The following is a 21,438-nucleotide window of genomic DNA, read 5'->3' on the forward strand; positions in this document are numbered from 1 at the left end:
ACAGGGTGAACCGCTCTAACCGCGGTTGGAAGCGCCGGAGCCGGAGCCCCACAAGGCACGCTTCAGCAAGCTGCGTTTGCGCTTGCGCGGGACGAGGTCGATATCGCTGACGAGCTTGGCGCCGCCCTCACGCCTTTCCAGGGTGATCTTGCGGCTGTGGAAGGCTTCGAGCTCCGCGCGATGCGCCACGCTGATGATGGTGACATCAGGCAGTTCGCGGATCACCGTCATCATCATCGTGTCCTGGCTCGTCTCGTCGAGCGCCGAGGTCGCTTCATCCAGCACCACGATATCGGGGCGATGCAGCAGCAGGCGCGCGAAGGCGAGGCGCTGCTTTTCGCCGCCCGACAACGTCTGGTCCCATGGCGCCTCTTCCTTGATCCTGTCGGTGAGATAGCCGAGCCCCACCTTGTCGAGGGCAGCCTTGATCTGCTTGATCGTCCACTTGTCCGCCGCCGCGGGATAGGCGACCGCGCGGCGAAGCGTGCCGGTGGGGATGTAGGGGCGTTGCGGCAGCATGAACAGGCGCCTGCCGGCATGGAAATTGACGTTGCCGCCGCCCCATGGCCACAGGCCCGCAACGGCCCGCACCAAGGTCGACTTGCCCGAACCGGATTCGCCGGCCACCAGCACCCGCTCGCCCGGTTCGATTTCGACCTTTGTTTCCTTGACCACGGAGGAGCCGTCGTCGAGCGTCACGGAAAGATTGTCGAGGCTGAGCATCGCGCCGTCTTCGGTCTCGCCATGCTTGATGCGTCCCAGCTCGTCGCTCTGCTCGGCGCGCTCCAGCCCGTCGAGCGACATCATCAGCGAGGCGATGCGGCGTGCGGAGGCGTTCCAGTCGGCAAGACGTGGATAATTGTCGACCAGCCACCCGAAGGCGCCCTGCACGATGGCGAAGGCCGAGGCCGCCTGCATGACCTGGCCGAGCGACATCGAGCCTTCGAGGAATTTTGGCGCGCACAGCAGCACCGGCACGACCGGCGCGAACAGGCTGGAGCCCTGCGAGACCAGTGCCGTGCGCATATGCTGTCCGGTCAGTTGTGCCCATCGCTTCAGCACGCCGGCAAAGGTTCTGTCGATGCCGCTGCGCTCCTCCTCCTCGCCGCCGAGCAAGGCAATGCTCTCGCCGTTTTCGCGCACGCGGGTCAGCACGTAGCGGAACTCGGCTTCCGACTGGTTCTTTTCCTCGGACAGCCGGACGAAATCGCGGCCGATGATGACCATCGAGGTGGAGGTGATCGCGGCATAGATCACGGCCGTGATGACGAGGAAACCGGGCACGGTGAAGGTCGAGCCTCCCAATGTGAAGCTCAAGGCTCCGCCGATCGTCCACAGCACCACGATGAAGGTCGAGGCCGACAGCGTGGCGATGATCACGCCGGAGATGAAATCGACGGGCGACTCGGTGGCGATCCGCAGATCCTCGGTGAGGCGGGCTTCGGGGTTCGAATGGTCGCCCGCGACGAGGTTCAACTGATAGTAGCGGCCATTGGTAAGCCAGCGCGCTATGACCGACGTCGTGAGCCAGGATCGCCAGCGGCGCTGCATCGTCATGCGCAGATAAACCTGCGCGATGACAAGGCTCGCGCTTCCGGCAACGAGGGGCAGGAATATGGCGCTGAGCACATAGACGGTGTGGACGTTGCGTTGCTCGATCGCGTCGAAGAACGCGCGGTTCCAGACGTTGATCCCGTATTGGAAGCCGACATTGATGACGATCAGGATCAACAGCCCGATTGTAAGCGGCCAGGCGAGCTTGTCGCCCTGCCGTCCCCAATAGCCGCGCCCGCCGATCCAAAAACGCCGCAGCAGGTATTTCTTGCGTGCCTGCTCGGCCTCTTCGGGCGTCAGCTGCGGATCGGGTTCGATAGCTTCCGGTGGCGGCCCCGCCTGACCGTCGACCTCCGGCGCCGCGTCGGCGGGCGTTGGCTTTTCTTCGCGCGGCTTCTCTTCGCCAGGGGTCTGGTCACGCGGCCCTTGCGGCCGCGACTTTCCTCGACGCGGCTTAGGATTGCCGCGCGGTCTGATGCCGTCGGCCGGTGTCGATTTGGGTTTCGCCTCGGACATACGTTCCGACAACGGACTCAAAATCAAAAGGTTTCATGACGTCTGTTCGGGATGCCAAGCTTCCAGCGGCACCGGTCATGCCGGGTACAGCAGCGCGACAACATGATCGGCGATCGCCAGGCTTGCCGTCAGACCGGGGCTCTCTATGCCGAACAGGTTGACGATCCGGCCGAGGCCATGGTCGGCAGGCCCCTGGATCATGAAGTCGGCCGCCGGCTGGCCGGGACCCGACAGTTTCGTCCTGATGCCGGCATAGGCCGGTTGCAGGGCGCCATCGCCAAGGTCGGGCCAATAGCGGCGGATCGCTTCGTAGAAGACGGCGCTCCGGCCTGGATCGACCGTGTAATCCACATGGTCGATCCATTCGACATCAGGCCCAAAGCGCGCGCTGCCGCCAAGATCGTGCGTCAAGTGGACACCGAGGCCGCCTTCGACCGGAACCGGGTAGATCAGCCGCGAAAACGGCGACCGGCCTGGAAGCGCGAAATAATTTCCGCGTGCCAGCCACTGCCGGGGGATGAGGCTTTGCGGTAACCCCTCGATCCGGCCGGCCATGGCCTGCGCGTCGAGGCCCGCGGCGTTGACGAAGGCGCGGGCCTCCAAAGCGAAGGTCTCGCCATCGGCATCGCGCGTGTCGACACGGATCCCGCCTGCGCCGATCGTCGCGCCGGCCACGCAGGTGAGGAAAGCGAAGGTCGCGCCGGCCGCCTCGGCGTCGCCGCGCAGCGACAGCATCAAGGCATGGCTGTCGATAATGCCGGTCGACGGCGACAGCAGCGCACCTCCGCATGTCAGCGCCGGCTCCAGGCTTTCGGCTTCGCCGCGCGTCAAAAGCTCGAGGTCCTCGACCCCGCAGCGGCGCGCATTGGCCTGGATCGTCCGCAACCCGTCCATCTGCCCTGGCTCGCTGGCGACGATCAGCTTGCCGGTCCGCGCATGGCCGACGCCGTGCTCGGCGCAGTACGCGTAGAGGAGTCGGCTGCCTTCGACGCAGAGCCGGGCCTTGAGGCTGCCCGGCGCATAATGGAGCCCGGCATGGATGACCTCGGAATTGCGCGAACTGGTGACGGTGCCGATCGCATCGGCCTGCTCGATGACCACCACCTCGCGGCCCGACAAGGCAAGCGCCCTGGCGACGGCAAGCCCGACGACGCCTGCTCCGGCGACAACACAGTCGATTGCCTGCATGGGCCCGCTTCCAGGATTACGCGCCGGCTGAAAAAACCTTGTCGCCGCCGATCCAGACGCTTCCTATGCCGAGATCGTCCGACAGCGCAACGATATCCGCCGCCGTGCCGTTGGCAAGGCGGCCAAGCCGGTGCGACTGGCCGATCGCCTGTGCCGGATAGAGCGAGGCCATACGCAAGGCTTCGGAAAGGTCGAGTCCGACGACGCGGTGCATGAACCGGATGGCCGAGATCATGTCGAGGTCGGCGCCGGCCAGCGTCCCGTCGGCAAGCCTGAGGCTCCCGTCCTTGCGGTAGATGGTGCGGCCGTTGAGCGTGAACGAGCTCATATCGGTGCCGATCGTCGCCATCGCGTCGGTGACCAGCACGATCTTGCCAGGCCCTTGCTTGGCCTCGAGTGCGATCCTGATGGTTGCCGGATGGACGTGGATGCCGTCGGCGATCAGCCCGGCGGACAAGGTGCCGATGTCGATCGCCGTGCCCGCCAGCCCCGGTTCGCGGTTGCCGATCTGGCTCATCGCGTTGAACAGGTGGGTGACCACGCTGGCTCCCGCCTCGGCGAAGGTTTTCGCCGTGGCATAGCCGGTGTCCGAATGGCCGAGGCTGACGATGATGCCGGCCCTGGTCAATGCCGTGACGCGGGCCGGCTCGACGGATTCGGGCGCTATCGTGGTGAGCAGCACCGGCAGCTTCCGCCGCGCCGCGATCAGCATCGCCTGGTCGGCGTCCGTCATCGGCCGGATCAGCGCCGGATCATGCGCACCCTTGCGCGCGATCGACAGATGCGGCCCTTCGAGATGCAGGCCGAGGAAGCCTGGCACCTTCCGCAGCGTCGCTGCTTCGCCGGCGGCAATCGCTGCGGCGGTGATGTCAGGCGTGTCGGTGATCAGCGTCGGCAGCAGCGCGGTCGTGCCGAACGGCGCGTGCGCCCGGCATATGGTCTCGATCGAGGCGACGTCGGGGTGGTCGTTGAGCATGACGCCGCCGCCGCCATTGACCTGGATGTCGACGAAGCCCGGCACCAGCATGCCGCCGCCGGTGTCGACGATGCGGACGTCCGAAGGGATGGCGCCGGTGGGCAAAATAGCCTCGACAAGGCCGTCGCGCACGACGAGCGCCGCGCCTTCATGCCAGTCGTCGCCGTCGAAAATCCGGGCGCCAGTCAGGGCAAAACGATCGCTCATACGGTCTCCGTCACCTTGCGAAGGTTGCGCGGCGTGTCCGGATCGAGGCCGCGATGGCGCGCGAAGGCCTCGACGAACATGTAGAAGGAGACGATCAGCGTCAGCGGGTCGGTCAGCGGGTGACCGGTGGCGACATGCGGCAGGCGCGTGGCGCGGTTGGCAAGCGCGGAGGTGACGAACACCGGCGCGCCCTTGGCCGCCAGGCTGTCGGCGGCTTCGGCGACGGACGGTTCGGACGCATCGCGCGCGGCCAGCGCCAGCACCGGAAAATCCGGACCGATCAGCGCCAGCGGGCCGTGCATGACTTCGGCCGCGCTGTAGGCCTCGGCATGCATGCCGCAGGTCTCCTTGAATTTCAGCGCTGCCTCGTTGGCCATCGCCGCGGACGGTCCACGGCCGAGGATGAACAGCGACTTCTGCTTTTCGATCGTTTCGGCCAGCACGCTCATCCAGTCGCAGGCGATCGCCTTGCCGAAATGTTCGGGCAGGCGGGCAAGTGCGGCAAGCAGCGCGGCGTCGCCGGTGGAATGCGCCATCAAGGCGAGGCCGGCGACGGCGGAATTGATGAAGGTCTTGGTCGCCGCGACGCTGCGCTCAGGCCCGGCCAGGATGTCGATCGCATAGTCAGAGGCGCGCGCCAGCGGCGAATCGGCGGTGTTGGTGATGGCGATGGTCAGGGCGCCGCCGGTCCGTGCCGTCTCGGCCATGGCGACGATGTCGGGGCTCTTGCCCGACTGCGAGATCGCCAGGCACGCCGATCCGGCGAGCCGGAGTTTGCGGCCATAGATCGAAGCGATGGAAGGGCCGACCGAGGCGACGGCAAGACCCGCGGTCAGCTCGACGGCATATTTCATGAAGGTGGCGGCATGGTCGGACGAGCCGCGCGCCACGGTGACGACGAAATGCGGGTCGCGACCCTTGATGCCGCGTCCGGCTTCCTCGATCACGGTGCCGGAGCCGTCGAGCAGGCGGGCGACGGCCTGCGGGATCTCCTCGATCTCGCGCCGCATATGGGTGATTTCAGTCATGGTCGGCCCTCTTCGCTCGGCCCTGTCAGCCGCAGTTCGGCGACGAAGTCGTAGGCGTCGCCCCGGTAGATCGAGCGGGTGAATTCGATCACCTTGCCGCTCGCCAGATAGGAAATACGTTCGATGTGCAGGCCGGCAATGCCCGGCGGTACTTCGAGCAGGCGCGCGTCGCTGTCGCCGAGATTGGCGGCCGAAATGCGCTGCACCGCCCGCACCGGCCGGTTGCCTGTCATCTCCAGGGCGGCGTAGAGCGAGGAGCCTATGGCAGCCGGATCGGGCAGCACGCTGGCCGACAGCGATGCGCGTTCGATCGCCAGCGGCGTGTCGTTGGCGATGCGCAGGCGCGCCACGCGCGCCACCAGTTCGCTCGACGACAGGCCGAGCACCATCATCTCGTCGGGCGAGGGCGCGTAGAGGCCGCGGTCGAGCCAGGCCGAACGCACCGCCATGCCGCGCCGCGCCATGTCCTCGGTGAACGAGGTCAGTCGCGACAGCGACTGCTCGACGCGCTCCATGCGCGGCGCCACGAAGGTGCCGGAGCCATGGCGCTGCACCAGGATGCCGCCCTTGACCAGATCCTGCACCGCCTTGCGCACGGTGACCCGCGAAATGTCGGCCTTGCTGGCGATGTCGCGCTCGGAAGGCAGCGCGTCGCCCGGCCCGATCAGGCCGCGGTTGACCGCGTCCTCGATGCTCTTGCGAAGCTGCAGATAGAGCGGCGCGCCGCTCTGCGCCGACTGCTTCAGCGTGGCGAAGATCTGGTCGGCGGCGTCGCTCATCGAGCCGCCTCCTTATGTCCAGCGAAAAGCCGCACCGCCATCTGCACGGCGCCGCCCAGTGCGTCGTCGAGCGGCGGCTTCAGGAGCGCCCGGTAGCGCGCCGACAGGCGCGGCGCGTAAAGCGGCGCCAAGCCGCCGAGCAGGCAGAGCGGCGCCCCTTCGGCGAGATCGAGCGCGCCAAGCGAGGCTTCGACATCGGCGACTACCCTGTCCAGGATCCAGTTGGCGACGCTGTCGCCTTTTTCGGCGTGTTCGAACACCTTGGGCGCGAAACCGCCGAAATCGCCGGGCTTGGCATTGGTGGTGAACTCGACCACGTCCTCCGGATTGTTGCGGAAAACCGCCATCATGCTGTCGGTCAGCGGCGACCCCTCGCGCACGCCGTCATAGGCAAGCAATGTCTGTTCGAGAAGGTCGCGGCCGATGCGCGCGCCGCTGCCCTGGTCGCCGACCTGGAATCCCCAGCCGCCGATGGCGCGCGACTTGCCTTGTCTGCGCGCCATGTAGGCGGTGCCGGTGCCGAGGATCGCCATGGCGCCGTCGCCCGATCCGACGGCACCTTCCAGCGCGATCTCGGCATCGGTCTCGACGCGGCTGACGCTGAACGGCAGGACCGCTTCGAGCTGCTGCCGGTAGGTGCCGACATTGGCGCCGGCAAGGCCGAGAATGGCCGGTGTCTGCGGGATCAGCGCCGGGTCCTGCCCGGCGGCGATGAACGCCTGCCGCGCCGCCTCGACGATGTTCGAACGGGCGCCGGTAAGGTCGGTGCGGATGTTGGCGGCGCCGCTTTTGGCACGGCCGAGGACCATGCCGTCCGCATTTGCCAGGGCGGCCCTGCAGCTGGTGCCGCCGCCATCGATACCGAGCACGAAATTCACGTGATTTCTCCTCCGGCCGGATAATACCAATAAAATACCAATAGCCAAGGGTTAATTTCCGTTTCAAAAAGATTAAGGCGTATTTTATTGAAAATCCTAGGAATTTCGTCGACTCAGCGATTTCCGGGCCACGAACTCGTTAATGCTTGTGGACAAGTGGTATTTTTTTGGTATTGTTCTGGTATTGGAGGTACCGGGATGGCCGAAACGCGCACCGAAGCGCTTCACAGGAATGCCGAGGGGCTGGATATCCAAGCCCCGGAAGCCATCCTTGCTTCGCTGGCCGATGCGCAGGTCGAGGCCGCCAAGGCCGTCCGCAGCGCCATTCCGTCCATCGCCAAGGCTGCCGAGATCATCGCCGACAGGCTGAATGGCGGCGGCAGGCTAGCCTATGCCGCGGCCGGCAGTTCCGGTCTGATGGCGCTGGCCGATGCGTTGGAATTGCCCGGCACCTTCGGCATCGAACGCGACCGCATCGCCATACTGATTGCCGGCGGCGACAAGGCTTTCCACACGCTGGCCGGTGGGCCCGAGGACGACACGGAGGAGGCCGCCGCGGCGGTCGCCAGTGCGGGCATCGGCAAGAGCGACTGCCTGATCGCCGTTTCGGCCAGCGGCACGACACCCTATGCCGTGCGCGCCATCGAGGAAGCGGCCCGCCGCGGGGCGGCCACCATCGGCATCGCCAACAACCGGGATTCGGCCCTGCTCCAGCAGGCTGGAACCGCCATCCTGCTCGAAACGCCACCGGAAGTGATCGCCGGCTCGACGCGCATGGGCGCCGGCACCGCCCAGAAGATCGCGCTCAACATGCTGTCGACCTTGACCGCCGTCCATCTCGGCCACGTGCATGACGGTTACATGGTCAACCTCATGGCCGACAACATCAAGCTGCGCGACCGCGCCGCGCGCATCGTCGCCGCCGTCAGCGGACGCGGCAGGGACGAAGCCGCCCAACTGCTCGAGAAGAGCGGCGGCGCGGTCAAGACTGCCATTCTGCTCGCCGCCGGCGCCGACAATGCCGATGCGGCGCGGAAGATGCTGGAAGGGACCGGCCAGAAGCTGCGGCCAGCCCTTTCCGCGCTGGAGCATGATCCCGAAAAGTGGAACCCACTTTTCGGAAAAGATCGTGCTCGAACAAAGAAGTAGGGCCTGTTTCATCCCGATTTCCATCGGGGTGAAACGGGCTTGCGAGGGGAGCAAGGGGTCAAAAGCCTCTGTTCTCATCAAAACCGAACCTGAAAAAGGTCAACAGGGAGACTGAGCATGACAACGAAACTACTGACGGCACTGCTTCTGGGCACCAGCATTCTCGGCTCGGCCGGGTTGGCTCACGCCGCTGACGTAACCCTCAACATCGAAAGCTGGCGCGGCGACGACCTTGCCATCTGGAAGGACAAGCTGATCCCGGCCTTCGAAGCCAAGAACCCAGGCATCAAGGTGGTGTTCGCGCCATCGGCTCCGACCGAATATGACGCCGCGCTCGGCGCCAAGCTCGCCGCCGGCTCGGCGGGCGACCTGATCACTTGCCGCCCGTTCGACAAGTCGCTCGAACTGTTCAAGAAGGGCAACCTCGCCGACCTCTCCGCGCTGCCCGGCATGGAGAATTTCTCGCCGGTGGCCAAGTCCGCCTGGCAGACCGATGACGGCAAGGCGAGCTTCTGCGTGCCGATGGCCTCGGTCATCCACGGCTTCATCTACAACAAGGACGCCTTCGACAAGCTCGGCATCAAGGTGCCGCAGACCCGCGACGAGTTCTTTGCAGCACTCGACAAGATCAAGGCCGACGGCACCTACATCCCGATGGCGATGGGCACCAAGGACCTCTGGGAAGCCGCCACCATGGGCTACCAGAACATCGGCCCCAACTACTGGAAGGGCGAAGATGGCCGTGCGGCGCTGATCAAGGGCGACCAGAAGCTGACCGACAAGGACTGGGTCGCGCCGTATGAGGAACTGGCCAAGTGGAAGCCGTATCTCGGCGACGGTTTCGAGGCGCAGACCTATCCGGACAGCCAGAACCTGTTCACGCTCGGCCGTGCCGCCATCTACCCGGCCGGCTCGTGGGAAATCGGCCTGTTCAACACCCAGGCCCAGTTCAAGATGGGCGCCTTCCCGCCGCCGGTCGAGAAGGCCGGCGACACCTGCTACATCTCGGACCATACCGATATCGGCATGGGCCTGAACGCAGCGTCGAAGAATGCCGATGCGGCCAAGAAATTCTTGTCCTGGGTCGCCTCGCCCGACTTCGCCACCATCTACGCCAACGCGCTGCCGGGCTTCTTCAGCCTGAACTCCGCGCCGGTGAAGATGGAAGACCCGCTGGCGCAGGAATTCGTCTCCTGGCGCGGCAAGTGCAAGTCGACGATCCGCTCGACCTACCAGATCCTGTCGCGCGGCACGCCGAACCTCGAGAACGAGACCTGGGTTGAATCGGCCAACGTCATCAACGGCACCGATACGCCCGAAGCAGCGGCCAAGAAGCTGCAGACCGGCCTCGACAGCTGGTACAAGCCGGCGAAGTAAGAGCTCAGGCAACGGAGCCGGCCGGGCGCAAGCCTGGCCGGTTCCGGATACCCCTGGTCTGCATCCGCAGAGATAGCGATTGTCGGCACCACCTCGTGGCCTTACCCTTGCTGGTCTTGGGAAGGCTAGCTGACCAGTCGCAGGCCTTTGTTCTTGCCGCACCGGGCAAGAATGTCGGGCCGTGCATCGAGGCATCATCTGGCATCAATATTCGTCTGGAACCGAGAGACGGCGGGGACCGAACTCATGGCCGCAGAAATACGACCGAAAAGACCTGTTCGCTGGCACATCGGCATCTTCCTGGCGCCGGCCGTGCTCGTTTACACGGCGATCATGATCCTGCCGCTCGCCGGCACCTTGCAGCTGTCGCTGTTCCGCAACGTCAGCGAGTCCCAGGTCTTCGTCGGACTGGAAAATTTCCGCACCCTGTTCGGCGATCCCAACTGGTCGGTCGGGTTCTGGAACGCGCTCAGGAACAACACCTGGTTCTTCATCATCCACATGCTGGTGCAGAACCCGATCGGCGTCATGCTGGCGGCATTGCTGTCCAGCCCAAGGCTGAGATTTGCCGCCTTCTACCGCACGGCGATCTTCGTGCCGACGATCCTGTCCTTCGTTATCGTCGGCTTCGCCTGGAAGCTGATCCTGTCGCCGCTGTGGGGCGTGGCGCCGCATATGATGGACTTGGTCGGCCTGAAAAGCCTGTTCACGCCATGGCTCGGCAAGGAACAATACGCGCTGACCGCGCTCAGCCTGATTTCGGTGTGGCAGTTCGTCGGCATCCCGATGATGCTGATCTACGCCGCGCTGCTGTCGATCCCCGAAGAGGTGATCGAAGCGGCCGAATGCGATGGCATCACCGGCCTGTCGCAGTTCTGGAAGATCAAGCTGCCGCTGATCCTGCCGTCGATAGGCATCATCTCGATCCTCACCTTCGTCGGCAATTTCAACGCCTTCGACCTGATCTACACCGCGCAGGGCGCGCTCGCCGGGCCGAACTATTCGACCGACATCCTTGGCACCTTTCTCTACCGCGCCTTCTTCGGCTTCCAGCTGCAGGTCGGCGATCCCAATATGGGCGCGGCGATCGCCACGATGATGTTCCTGATCATCCTCGGCGGCGTCTGCGTCTACCTCTTCCTCGTCCAGACGCGCCTGCGTCGCTATCAGTTCTGAGGGGTGGATATGTCGAGCTTGAACACCCCCCTCTGGCCTGCCGGCCATATCCCCCGCAAGGGGGGAGATTGGATGTCACGAAGGCTTTCGCCAATCTTCCACGTCGCAGGAGAAGCGCCGAGCCCGAAGCTGCCAATCTCCCCCCTTGCGGGGGAGATGGCCGGCAGGCCAGAGGGGGGTGCCTGGGCGCCCTTCCTCGGCAAAGTAGCTCGTCAGGAGACCTCCCAATGAGCACCGCCACCCGATCACTCCCCCGCACCATCGGCGCTCACGCGATCCTTTTGACCTACACGGCGATTGCGCTGTTTCCGGTGATCCTGGTCATCATGAATTCGTTCAAATCCCGCGCCGGCATCTTCGGCGCGCCTTTGACGCCGCCGACACCAAAAACCTTCGACCTGATCGGCTACACCACCGTCATCGGCCAGGGCGACTTCATCCATTATTTCCAGAACAGCCTCGTCGTCACCGTCGCTTCGCTGTTCTTCGTGCTTTTGTTCGGCGCCATGGCGGCGTTTGCGCTGTCGGAATACCGCTTCCGCGGCAATTCGATGATGGGGCTTTATCTCGCGCTCGGCATCATGATCCCGATCCGGCTCGGCACGGTCGCCATCCTGCAATTGATGGTGGCGAGCGGACTGGTCAACACGCTGACGGCGCTGATCCTGGTCTATACCGCGCAAGGCCTGCCGCTTGCCGTCTTCATCCTTTCGGAATTCATGAAGCAGGTGTCCGACGATTTGAAGAACGCCGGCCGCATCGACGGCCTGTCCGAATACACCATCTTCTTCCGCCTGGTGCTGCCGCTGGTGCGGCCATCGATGGCAACGGTCGCCGTCTTCACCATGATCCCGATCTGGAACGATCTGTGGTTCCCGCTGATCCTGGCGCCATCGGAAGAGACCAAGACGGTGACCTTGGGCGCGCAGCTCTTCCTCGGCCAGTTCGTCACCAACTGGAACGCCATCCTGGCCGCGCTCTCGCTGGCGATCATGCCGGTGCTCATCCTCTACGTCATCTTCTCGCGGCAGCTGATCCGCGGCATTACGTCCGGAGCCGTCAAGTGAGCGGGGAACTACAATTCTCTGCCGGCGCCATCACCCCACCCGGCGCTTCGCGCCGACCTCCCCATCAAGGGGAGGTAGAAGGGCGCCGCTTCATTCTAAACCGCCCGAGGCCTCAGCTCAGGACGACTTCCTTGGCAGTGGGGAAGTTCACGCCAACGCCCTACCTCCCCTCGATGGGGAGGTCGGCGCGCAGCGCCGGGTGGGGTGACACCCTCTCAGGAAAAATCGGAATATCTGGAGCATCTCGGTGAACTCTAAGCCACCTCTTCGCGTCGTCGTTGCCGGCCTTGGCAATATGGGCCGCAGCCATGCGCTGGCCTATCATCACAACCCGGGCTTCGAGATCGCGGCCCTCATCAATCGCTCCGACGTGCCGCTACCGGACGGACTGACGGGCTACGGCATCAGGCGTTCGTTCGACGAGGCGCTGCGCGACGAAAAGCCCGATGTCGCCTGCATCGCCACCTATTCCGACAGCCATGCCGACTATGCGGTCAGGGCGTTCGAGGCCGGCTGCCATGTGTTCGTCGAGAAGCCGCTGGCAACGACGGTGGCCGATTCCAAACGCGTCGTCGCGGCCGCCAAGGCCAACGGCCGGAAACTGGTGATCGGTTACATCCTGCGGCATCATCCGTCCTGGATCAGGCTGATCGCCGAGGCGCGCAAGCTCGGCGGCCCTTACGTGTTCCGCATGAACCTCAACCAGCAATCCTCCGGCCATACCTGGGAGACGCACAAGCAGCTGATGCAGACCACATCGCCGATCGTCGATTGCGGCGTCCACTATCTCGACGTCATGCTGCAGATCACCGACGCCAAGCCGGTCGAGGTGCGCGGCATGGGTGTGCGGCTGACCGAGGAGGTGGCACCGTCCATGTACAATTACGGCCATCTGCAGGTGCTGTTCGATGACGGTTCGGTCGGCTGGTACGAAGCCGGCTGGGGGCCGATGATTTCCGAGACCGCTTTCTTCGTCAAGGATGTCATCTCGCCCAACGGCTGCGTGTCGATCGTCATGAAGGAAGGCGTGAAGTCCGACGACATCGACACCCACACCAAGACCTCGACCATCCGCCTGCACAGTGCCGCGACCGGCGCTGACGGCAAGTTCGCCAGGCCGGACGAGATGCTGTCGATGGAAGGTGAGCCCGGCCACCAGGATCTCTGCGATCTCGAACAGGCCTTCGTCCTGAAAGCGATCCGCGAGGATCTGGATCTCACCAAACACATGGACGACGCAGTGAAGTCGCTCGCCGTCTGTCTCGCCGCCGACGAGAGCGTGCGCAGCGGAAAGGCGGTGCGATTGTGACAAAGGAATTGTCGTCAGGGGTCGCGCTCTACGAGGCCCCCCTCTGGCCTGCCGGCCATCTCCCCCTCAAGGGGGGAGATCGAATGTCGGTACCGCTTTCGCCAATCGCCAATGCTGCAAGATGGGCGGCAAGGCCAACGCTGCCAATCTCCCCCCTTGAGGGGGAGATGCCCGGCAGGGCAGAGGGACGCGCCCTGGCGCCGACTCATCATTCCGGAGGATCGCCGTGGGCTCGCTGAAGATCGAGAATGTGAAGAAGGCCTTCGGGCCGGTCGAGGTGCTGAAGGGCATCGACCTCGAAGTGACCGATGGCGAATTCGTCGTCTTCGTCGGCCCATCGGGCTGCGGCAAGTCGACCTTGCTCCGGGTCATCGCCGGGCTGGAGGATTCGACCTCGGGCCGCGTGGTCATCGATGGCGCGGATGTTTCCGCCACGCCGCCGGCCAAGCGCGGCATTGCCATGGTGTTCCAGACTTACGCGCTCTACCCGCATCTGACGGTGAAGAACAATATGGGCCTTGGCCTGAAGCAGGCCGGCACGCCGGCGGCCGAGATCGACCGCCGCATCGGCATCGCCTCGTCGATGCTGTCGCTGGAACCCTATCTCGAAAGGCGGCCGGCCGAACTCTCCGGCGGCCAGCGCCAGCGCGTCGCCATCGGCCGCGCCGTGGTGCGCGAGCCCAAGCTGTTCCTGTTCGATGAGCCTCTGTCGAACCTCGACGCGGCGCTGCGCGTCAACACGCGGCTGGAGATCGCGCAGCTGCATCGCCGGCTGAAGGCGACGATGATCTACGTCACCCACGACCAGGTCGAGGCGATGACGCTGGCCGACAAGATCGTCGTGCTCAATGCCGGCAGGATCGAGCAGATCGGCGGACCGATGGAGCTTTACAATTCGCCGGCAAACGAGTTCGTCGCCGGCTTCATCGGCTCGCCGAAGATGAACTTCATCGACGGGACGAGACTGGGCGAAACCGCCAAGACCATCGGCGTGCGGCCGGAGCATCTGACCGTCGATCCGAAGTCCGGCAGCTGGAAGGGTACGGTGGTACATGCCGAGCATCTCGGCGCCGACACCAACCTCTATCTTGACTGCGAGAAGGCGGGGCTGATCACGGTGCGCATTTTCGGCGTGTATGACGCGGAGCCTGGCGCGACGCTTTACGCGACGCCGGATCCGGCGAAGACCTATCGGTTTGGCGCGGATGGCAAGACGATCAAATAGCGCGGCTCGCGCTTTTCCTTCCCCCCTTGTGGGGGAAGGTGGATCGGCGCGCAGCGCCGAGACGGATGAGGGGTGTTCCAGCGGAGTGAGGCGTCGGCGTTCCCTGGAACACCCCTTGTGTCTCTCGAATCATGCATGATCGGGCTGACGGGTGACCCGGGTCATGACCNACGACAAACCTTGGGATCCGGCTTCGGTCTGAGGCACGGTTGCTCATCCGTCGCCTTCGGCGACACCTTCTCCCACAAGGGGAGAAGGAAGAAAGCACGTCGGCCTACACGTCAGCCTTGAAGGTCTGCTTTTGCTGGCCGAGCCCTTCGATGCCGAGCTCCACCACGTCACCGGCCTTCAGGAACACCGGCGGCTTCATGCCTAGCCCGACGCCGGGCGGGGTGCCCGTCGAAATAATGTCGCCGGGGTGCAGCGACATGAACTGGCTGAGGTAGGCGACGAGGTAGGCGACGCCATAGACCATGGTCTTGGTCGAGCCGTTCTGCATCGTCTTGCCGTTGACGGTCAGCCACATTTTGAGGTTCTGCGGGTCGGCCACTTCGTCCTTGGTCACCAGCCATGGGCCGGTCGGACCGAACGTGTCGCAGCTCTTGCCCTTGGTCCACTGGCCCTGCCGCTCGGCCTGGAAGGCGCGTTCCGACACGTCATGCGAGACGCAATAGCCGGCGACATAGTCGAGTGCATCGGCTTCGCTGACATATTTCGCGGTTTTGCCGATGACCACGCCGAGCTCGACTTCCCAGTCGGTCTTCTCGGAGCCGCGCGGGATCAGCACGTCGTCGTCGGGCCCGACAATGGCCGAGCTTGCCTTCATGAAGATGATCGGCTCCGGCGGCACGGTGGCGCCGGTCTCGGCGGCGTGGTCGGAATAGTTGAGGCCGATGCAGATGAACTTGCCGGTGCCTGCGACGCAGGCGCCGAGCCGAGGTTTCCCGGAAACCGCCGGCAGCGACTTCGCATCGAGCCTGGCCAGCATGTCCAGCGAGGCCGGATGAAGCGTGGTGCCGGCAATGTCGGCGACATGGGCGGAGAGATCGCGGATCGTTCCATCCGCATCGAGCAGGCCGGGACGTTCGCTCCCAACCTCGCCATAGCGCAGCAGTTTCATTTAAACCCTTCTCCTGGTTGCGGCCGCATGGCCCTTTGCAAACTCTCCGCCGAGGCGACGGCGGACCCTACTGATCGGCCTGGTTCCGGGCAAGCGCGAGAATCGTGCCGGGCAAGCCGGCGCGCCGGATTTTCAGACTTCACGATCTCCCGACAAACGCGTGCAACGATCCCGGTCTTCCGGTTTGCTCCCGATTTCCGAACCTCAGATCGACCAGCCGCCGTCGATATTATAGGCCTGCCCGGACGTGTAGGTGGCACCGGCCAGGTAGACGGCGAGATCGGCGATCTCCTCCGGCGTGCCGAGCCGGCCCATCGGCTGGCGGGCGATGAAGGCGGCCCGCGCCGCTTCGTAGTCGCCTTGCGCATGCATGCGGTCCTGCAGCGACGGGCTCTCGACCGTTCCGGGGCAGATGGCGTTGCAGCGTATGCCCTTGCCGACATAGTCGGCGGCAACCGCCTTGGTCAGGCCGATTACGGCAGCCTTGGTGACGCCATAGGCGAAACGGTTCGGCACGCCCTTGGTGGAGCTGGCCAGCGAGGCCATGTTGATGATCGACCCGTCGCCGCGCTCCAGCATGCCGGGCAGCACGGCGCGGATGGTGCGGATCATGGCGCGCACGTTGAGATTGAAGGCGAAATCGAGATCGCTATCCTTCATCTCGAGGATCGAGCCGGAATGGACGAAACCGGCGCAGTTGAACAGCACGTCGACGCGGCCGATCTCGGCAAAGGCGGTGTTGACCGCCTCGTCGTTGAGGACGTCCAGCTTGCGGGCCTTGATCCCCGCCGTCTTGGCGAGTTCGGCGAGGAGCGTCTCGTTGATATCGGTGGCGTAGACCGTGGCTCCAGACTTGGCGAAGGCCAGTGCGCTCGCCTTGCCGATGCCTTGCGCCGCCGCCGTGACGACAACGATCTTGCCTGCCAGATCCGCCATGCTCTTCTCCTCGTCCGCTAGGATCATCCGCCTTTATCGGCAGCCGGCCAAGGCGTCATGTGCCAGTCACGAGCCATCGTGCGGCCTGCGCCGTGTCGGTTCACAGATAAAAATGTTTTTTCTCGTTAAAGAACATAGGACCGGGCGTCAAGCCCGGACACGATCACCATTGTGGCTGTCCAAAGGCTCAGTCGCCGTAGGGCACCCAGACATTCTTCACCTCGATGGCGCGGCGCAGCAAGGCATCGCCGGCCGCCTCGTCGGACGCCCAGTCCAGGCTGCGGCCATTGCCGCTCCAGACGCGCTTGAGGTTGCCGATGGACTCCGCTTCCGCCTTGGCGCAGGTCTCGGCATCGGCGAACACCCAGAGCCCGTCGACATCGTCATGCTTGGCCAGCACGCCGGCAAGTTCCGCCGTGCGGCCGGTGACGATGTTGATGGCGCCGGCCGGAACGTCGGAATATTCGATCACCTGGTAGAGATCGGTGGCGAGCAGCGGATAGCGTTCGGACGGCACGGCAACCACCGTGTTGCCCATGGCTAGCGCCGGCGCGATGAGCGAAATCAGGCCAAGCAGCGGCGAGGTATCAGACGCGACGATGCCGACGACGCCGACCGGCTCGTGCAGCGCCAGCGTCACGGCACGTGCCGGCGGCTGGTGCACGCGGCCTTCGAACTTGTCGGCGAGGCCGGCATAGAGGAACAGGCGTTCGATCGACTGGTCGACTTCTTCCCGCCCGGCCTTGGGCGTAGCGCCGGTCAGTTCGGTCAAACGAGCCGCGAATTCGCCGGCGCGGCCGGAAAGGTTTTCGGCCAGATAGTAGAGCACTTGGGAACGGTTGTAGGCCGTCGCCTCCGGCCATGCCTTGCAGGCGCGGGCAGCAGAAACCGCATCGCGGATATCCTTGCGGTTGCCAAAACCGACTTCGCCAGCAAGCTTGCCCTTGGCATTGGCGACGGCCAGCGAATAATTGCCGTCCGGGCGTACTTGCTTGCCGCCGATGAACAGCTTGGCCGTTCGGTCGATGGCCGCGCCGTCGGCCTGCTCGACCGGTTGCGCCGAGATCGTCGCCGGTTTGATGACCGGCCCGAGCGGCAATTTTGCCGCGAGATATTCGAACATGCCCTCGCGCCCGCCCTCGCGGCCGAAGCCGCTTTCGCGGTAGCCGCCGAAACCGCAGGCGGCGTCGAACATGTTGGTGCCATTGACCCAGACGACGCCGGCCTTCAGCTGCGGCGCGACATGCAACGCCAGATTGACGTTTTCGCTCCACACGCTCGCCGCCAGCCCGTAGCGCGTGTTGTTGGCAAGCTCGATCGCTTCCTCGGTGTTGCGGAAGGTCATGGTCGCCAGCACCGGGCCGAACACCTCTTCCTGGGCAAGGATATTAGCCGGCGAAACACCAGTGGCGAGTGTCGGCAGGTGGTAGTAGCCCGAGGACGGCAGCGCGGCGTCCGGCTGCCAGCAGACGGCGCCTTGCCTGGCGCCTTCGGCGACCAGTCCCTTGACCCGGTCGAGCTGCGTGGCGTCGACCAGCGGGCCGATATCGGTGTTCTTGTCGAGCGGACTGCCGACGCGCAACCGGCTCATCCGCGTCTTGACCTTGGCGATCAAGGCCTCGGCGATGCCTTCCTGCACCAGGAGCCGCGAGCCGGCGCAGCAGACCTGGCCCTGGTTGAACCAGATGCCGTCGACCAGCCCTTCGACGGCGCTGTCGAGGTCTGCATCCTCGAAAACGATGAAGGCCGACTTGCCGCCAAGCTCCAGCGACAGCTTCTTGCCCGAGCCGGCGGTTGCCTTGCGGATGATCTTGCCGACTTCCGAAGAGCCGGTGAAGGCGATCTTCTGGATACCGGAATGATTAACGATTGCCGCGCCCGCTTCCGGGCCGCCCTGGACGATGTTGACGACGCCCTTCGGCACGCCGGCGCGTTCGCAAATCTCGGCGAACAGGATGCCGGTCAGCGGCGTGAACTCGGCCGGCTTCAGCACCACCGTGCAGCCGGCGGCGAGCGCGGGTGCGATCTTCCAGGCCAGCATCAGCAGCGGGAAGTTCCACGGGATAATCTGGCCGACGACGCCGACGCCCTTGTGGCCGGGGAAATCCTTGTCCAGCGCCTGCGCCCAGCCGGCGTGATGGATGAAGTGGCGGATCGCCAAGGGCACGTCGATGTCGCGGCTTTCGCGGATCGGCTTGCCATTGTCGATTGTCTCAAGCACCGCGAACAGGCGCTGATGCCGCTGCATGGCGCGGCCGATGGCATAAAGTACTTTTGCGCGCTGGTAGCCCGAGGATGCCGACCATTTCGGCAGCGCCTTGGCGGCGGCGGCAACCGCCGCGTCGATATCGGCGGCGCCGGCATCCGACACCTTGGCCAGCAGCTTGCCGGACGACGGCTCGCTGGTCTCGAAGGTTTTGCCGCCGCTAGCCGCCTTCCAGGCACCGTCGATGAACAGCGCCTTGGAAAAATCGCGCGCGGCAAGCCACGCATCGGCCTCGTTGCGCGCTTCCGGCGCCGGTCCGTATTCCATGGCGTGATAGCGTTCGAGAATGTTCATGGATGGCTCCAGATAATTGTCTCAGGAGGCGTTCTTTCGCGCCCCCCTCTGTCCTGCCGGACACCTCCCCCACAAGGGGGGAGATCGGACTTTACGTCTGTCAGCCGCCATTTTGCAGCGTTGGCGATTGGCGAAATCGCCGATGCCAGCCAATCTCCCCACAAGTGGGGGAGATGTCCGGCAGGACAGAGGGGGCGCCGTAGAGTGCNTCTCCCCCCAAGAGGGGGAGATGTCCGGCAGGACAGAGGGGGGCGCCGTAGAGCTCCACGTTCAAAAACCCAATCCGATCCTCAAGCCATCGCGTGGCGGTGATTGGCCGAATAATGGCCGGTCAGGTGATGCTCGAGCTGGCGCTCGATGTCGGTCAAAAGGCTCGAAGCGCCGAAGCGGAACAGCTCGGGCTCCAGCCAGGGCCGGCCGAGCTCTTCCTTCATCAGCACCAGCCAGTCGAGCGAGGCCTTTGCCGTGGAAATGCCGCCGGCCGGCTTGAAGCCGATGAGATGGCCGGTCTCCTCGAAATAGCCCCTGATGGCGCGCACCATGGCGAGGCCAACGGGCAGCGTCGCGTTGACGCTTTCCTTGCCGGTCGAGGTCTTGATGAAGTCGGCACCCGCCATCATCGCCACCATCGAGGCCAGCATGACGTTGCGCAGCGTGGCGAGGTCGCCGGTGCCGAGAATGACCTTCAGATGCGCGTCCCCGCAGGCGGCGCGCATCGAGACGATCTCGTTGTAGAGCTCCCGCCATTTGGCGCCGAACACCAGCCCGCGCGGAATGACGACGTCGATCTCGTCGGCGCCGTCGCGCACCGAGGCCTCGATCTCCTGCAGCCGGGTCGACAGCGGCGCAAGCCCGTGTGGAAAGGCGGTGGAGACGGCGGCGACATGGATGCCGGTGCCGCGCACGGCGTCCACCGCCGTGGCGACGAAAGGATGATAGACGCAGACCGCGGCCGGCCGGATGGGTTCGCCTGCAATGCCGAGCCCCTCGACGATGTCGCGCCGGAACGGGTTGATCGCCTTGGCGCAGAGCCGGCGCACGCGCTCCTCGGTGTCGTTGGAATTCAGCGTCGTCAGATCCATGCAGGCCACCGCGCGCAGCAGCCAGGCCGCCTGGTTGTCGGCCTTGATCGAGCGCCGCTTGGTCAGGCTGGCGACGCGCCGTTCCAGCGCCGAACGGTTGACGCTGCGCACCGATTCCATGAAGCCGAGATCGAGCTTCATGCCGGGATTGCGCGCGATACGATGGTCCAGCGGGACGGCGCTATTGGCGGCGGCACGCGCGGGCAGCGGCGTCACCTTGGTGCCAAGGTCGGCTTCGCGGATTGTGCTGCTCATCTCCTGCCCTTTCATTCAGCGACGCACGCTTATGTCTTGGTGCGTATTGTCTATCGTCGCCCAAACCGCTCGACTGTTAGGGCGACACGCACGAAGATAGCCCGCGAAGCCATGCTTCACGAGTCCTCAAGCAAGGGATAGCCGAAAAAGGCCGCGAAAGCAGCTAGTTTTTGACCGGAAGGTCAAAAACCGATTCTTGAAGCCCGATTTTTGGCAGAGGTCTCAGCCGACGAAGGCGCGCTCGACCACGAATGTCGCCGGATGGCTGAGCGAGCCTTCCTGGAAACCGAGGCTCTCGGCCAGCTCCTTGACGTCCTTGAGCATGTGCATCGAGCCGCAGATCATGATGCGGTCGGCCTCGGGATTGAGCTTTTCGATGCCGAGATCGCTGTAGAACTTGCCCGAGCCGATCAGCGCGGTGATGCGGCCCATGCAGGCAGACTGCTCGCGGGTCGTCGAATTGTAGAGCGTGACGCGCCCAGTGGTCAGTTCGCCGATCAGCGGATCGCTCTCCAGCGCCGCCACCAGTTCCTGGCCATAGGTCAATTCGGCAATGTCGCGGCAGGTGTGGGTCAGGATCAGCTGGTCGAATTTCTCGTAGGTGTCGGGGTCGCGCAGCAGGCTGGCGAAGGGCGCGATGCCGGTGCCGGTCGAAATCATAAACAGCCGCTTGGCCGGCGTCAGCGCGTCGACCACCAGCGTGCCGGTCGACTTCTGGCGCATGATCACGGTGTCGCCGACCTGGATCTTCTGCAGTTCCGAGGTCAGTGGGCCGTCCGGCACCTTGATCGAGAAGAACTCCAGCTCTTCGTCCCAGGCCGGGCTCGCCACCGAATAGGCGCGGTATACCGGCTTTTCGGCATTGGGCAGGCCGATCATGACGAACTCGCCGGAGCGGAAGCGCAGCGACTGCGGACGGGTGATGCGGAACGAGAATAGCCGGTCGGTGTAGTGCTTCACCGAGACGACGGTTTCGGCATAGACATTGGCCGGTATCGGAAACTGCAGCGGGCGGGCGCCGTCGGTGCTGAACGCGGATGTGGTGTTCATCAAATC

17 protein-coding genes are annotated in these 21,438 nt (G+C 64.7%); 6 read left to right on the forward strand and 11 right to left on the reverse strand.

Annotated features, from left to right (window positions below):
- Nucleotides 1-15 precede the first annotated feature (15 nt).
- The 6 genes from X743_RS157525 to X743_RS157500 form a co-directional block, all read right to left on the reverse strand.
- Nucleotides 16-2,070, reverse strand: a complete 2,055-nt coding sequence (locus X743_RS157525) for an ABC transporter ATP-binding protein/permease (RefSeq protein WP_023765376.1) — start codon at nt 2,068-2,070, stop codon at nt 16-18.
- A 75-nt stretch (nt 2,071-2,145) separates the two neighbouring features.
- Entirely contained in the window at nt 2,146-3,258 is a 1,113-nt protein-coding gene (locus X743_RS157520; protein WP_023765377.1) for an NAD(P)/FAD-dependent oxidoreductase, read from the reverse strand.
- A 16-nt stretch (nt 3,259-3,274) separates the two neighbouring features.
- On the reverse strand, nt 3,275-4,441 hold the full coding sequence (gene nagA / locus X743_RS157515; protein WP_023765378.1) for an N-acetylglucosamine-6-phosphate deacetylase: 1,167 nt from the start codon (nt 4,439-4,441) through the stop codon (nt 3,275-3,277).
- Nucleotides 4,438-5,469 (reverse strand): SIS domain-containing protein, encoded by a 1,032-nt coding sequence (locus X743_RS157510; RefSeq protein ID WP_023765379.1) that lies wholly within the window; start codon nt 5,467-5,469, stop codon nt 4,438-4,440. The genes nagA and X743_RS157510 overlap by 4 nt, the downstream gene beginning before the upstream one ends.
- Entirely contained in the window at nt 5,466-6,248 is a 783-nt protein-coding gene (locus tag X743_RS157505) for a GntR family transcriptional regulator (protein WP_023765380.1), read from the reverse strand. Before X743_RS157505 ends, X743_RS157510 begins: the two co-directional genes overlap by 4 nt.
- Complete coding sequence (locus X743_RS157500; protein ID WP_023765381.1) at nt 6,245-7,126, reverse strand: N-acetylglucosamine kinase; 882 nt, start codon at nt 7,124-7,126, stop codon at nt 6,245-6,247. The genes X743_RS157505 and X743_RS157500 overlap by 4 nt, the downstream gene beginning before the upstream one ends.
- Before the next feature lie 198 nt (nt 7,127-7,324).
- Here X743_RS157500 and X743_RS157495 point away from each other — a divergent pair, with 198 nt between their 5' ends.
- From X743_RS157495 to X743_RS157470, 6 genes are all read left to right on the forward strand, one after another.
- A complete protein-coding gene (locus X743_RS157495; RefSeq protein WP_023765382.1) occupies nt 7,325-8,275 on the forward strand; it encodes an N-acetylmuramic acid 6-phosphate etherase in 951 nt (316 codons plus the stop codon).
- Nucleotides 8,276-8,392: 117 nt separating this feature from the next.
- Nucleotides 8,393-9,652, forward strand: a complete 1,260-nt coding sequence (locus X743_RS157490; RefSeq protein WP_023765383.1) for an ABC transporter substrate-binding protein — start codon at nt 8,393-8,395, stop codon at nt 9,650-9,652.
- Nucleotides 9,653-9,898: 246 nt separating this feature from the next.
- Complete coding sequence (locus X743_RS157485; protein ID WP_013891957.1) at nt 9,899-10,828, forward strand: sugar ABC transporter permease; 930 nt, start codon at nt 9,899-9,901, stop codon at nt 10,826-10,828.
- A 227-nt stretch (nt 10,829-11,055) separates the two neighbouring features.
- Nucleotides 11,056-11,895 carry a carbohydrate ABC transporter permease gene (locus X743_RS157480; RefSeq protein WP_023765384.1) on the forward strand — a complete coding sequence of 280 codons (840 nt, stop codon included), beginning with the start codon at nt 11,056-11,058 and terminating at the stop codon, nt 11,893-11,895.
- A gap of 247 nt (nt 11,896-12,142) precedes the next feature.
- Nucleotides 12,143-13,204, forward strand: a complete 1,062-nt coding sequence (locus X743_RS157475) for a Gfo/Idh/MocA family oxidoreductase (protein ID WP_023765385.1) — start codon at nt 12,143-12,145, stop codon at nt 13,202-13,204.
- Nucleotides 13,205-13,430: 226 nt separating this feature from the next.
- A complete protein-coding gene (locus X743_RS157470; RefSeq protein ID WP_023765386.1) occupies nt 13,431-14,429 on the forward strand; it encodes an ABC transporter ATP-binding protein in 999 nt (332 codons plus the stop codon).
- A gap of 274 nt (nt 14,430-14,703) precedes the next feature.
- On the opposite strand, the gene X743_RS157465 is transcribed toward X743_RS157470, so the two are convergent.
- From X743_RS157465 to X743_RS157445, 5 genes are all read right to left on the reverse strand, one after another.
- The gene (locus X743_RS157465) at nt 14,704-15,549 is read right to left on the reverse strand and encodes a fumarylacetoacetate hydrolase family protein (protein ID WP_023765387.1); all 846 of its coding nucleotides are present in this window, start codon (nt 15,547-15,549) and stop codon (nt 14,704-14,706) included.
- A 204-nt stretch (nt 15,550-15,753) separates the two neighbouring features.
- On the reverse strand, nt 15,754-16,485 hold the full coding sequence (locus X743_RS157460) for an SDR family oxidoreductase (RefSeq protein WP_023765388.1): 732 nt from the start codon (nt 16,483-16,485) through the stop codon (nt 15,754-15,756).
- A 187-nt stretch (nt 16,486-16,672) separates the two neighbouring features.
- Nucleotides 16,673-19,045, reverse strand: coding sequence for an aldehyde dehydrogenase family protein (locus X743_RS157455; protein ID WP_023765389.1), 2,373 nt, complete (start codon nt 19,043-19,045; stop codon nt 16,673-16,675).
- A gap of 290 nt (nt 19,046-19,335) precedes the next feature.
- Entirely contained in the window at nt 19,336-20,382 is a 1,047-nt protein-coding gene (deoC, locus tag X743_RS157450; RefSeq protein ID WP_031257674.1) for a deoxyribose-phosphate aldolase, read from the reverse strand.
- Between the two features lie 222 nt (nt 20,383-20,604).
- Nucleotides 20,605-21,432 carry a ferredoxin--NADP reductase gene (locus tag X743_RS157445; RefSeq protein ID WP_023765391.1) on the reverse strand — a complete coding sequence of 276 codons (828 nt, stop codon included), beginning with the start codon at nt 21,430-21,432 and terminating at the stop codon, nt 20,605-20,607.
- Nucleotides 21,433-21,438: the final 6 nt, after the last annotated feature.

It is taken from the genome of Mesorhizobium sp. LNHC232B00, from assembly GCF_000502435.1.
GTDB lineage: Bacteria > Pseudomonadota > Alphaproteobacteria > Rhizobiales > Rhizobiaceae > Mesorhizobium > Mesorhizobium opportunistum.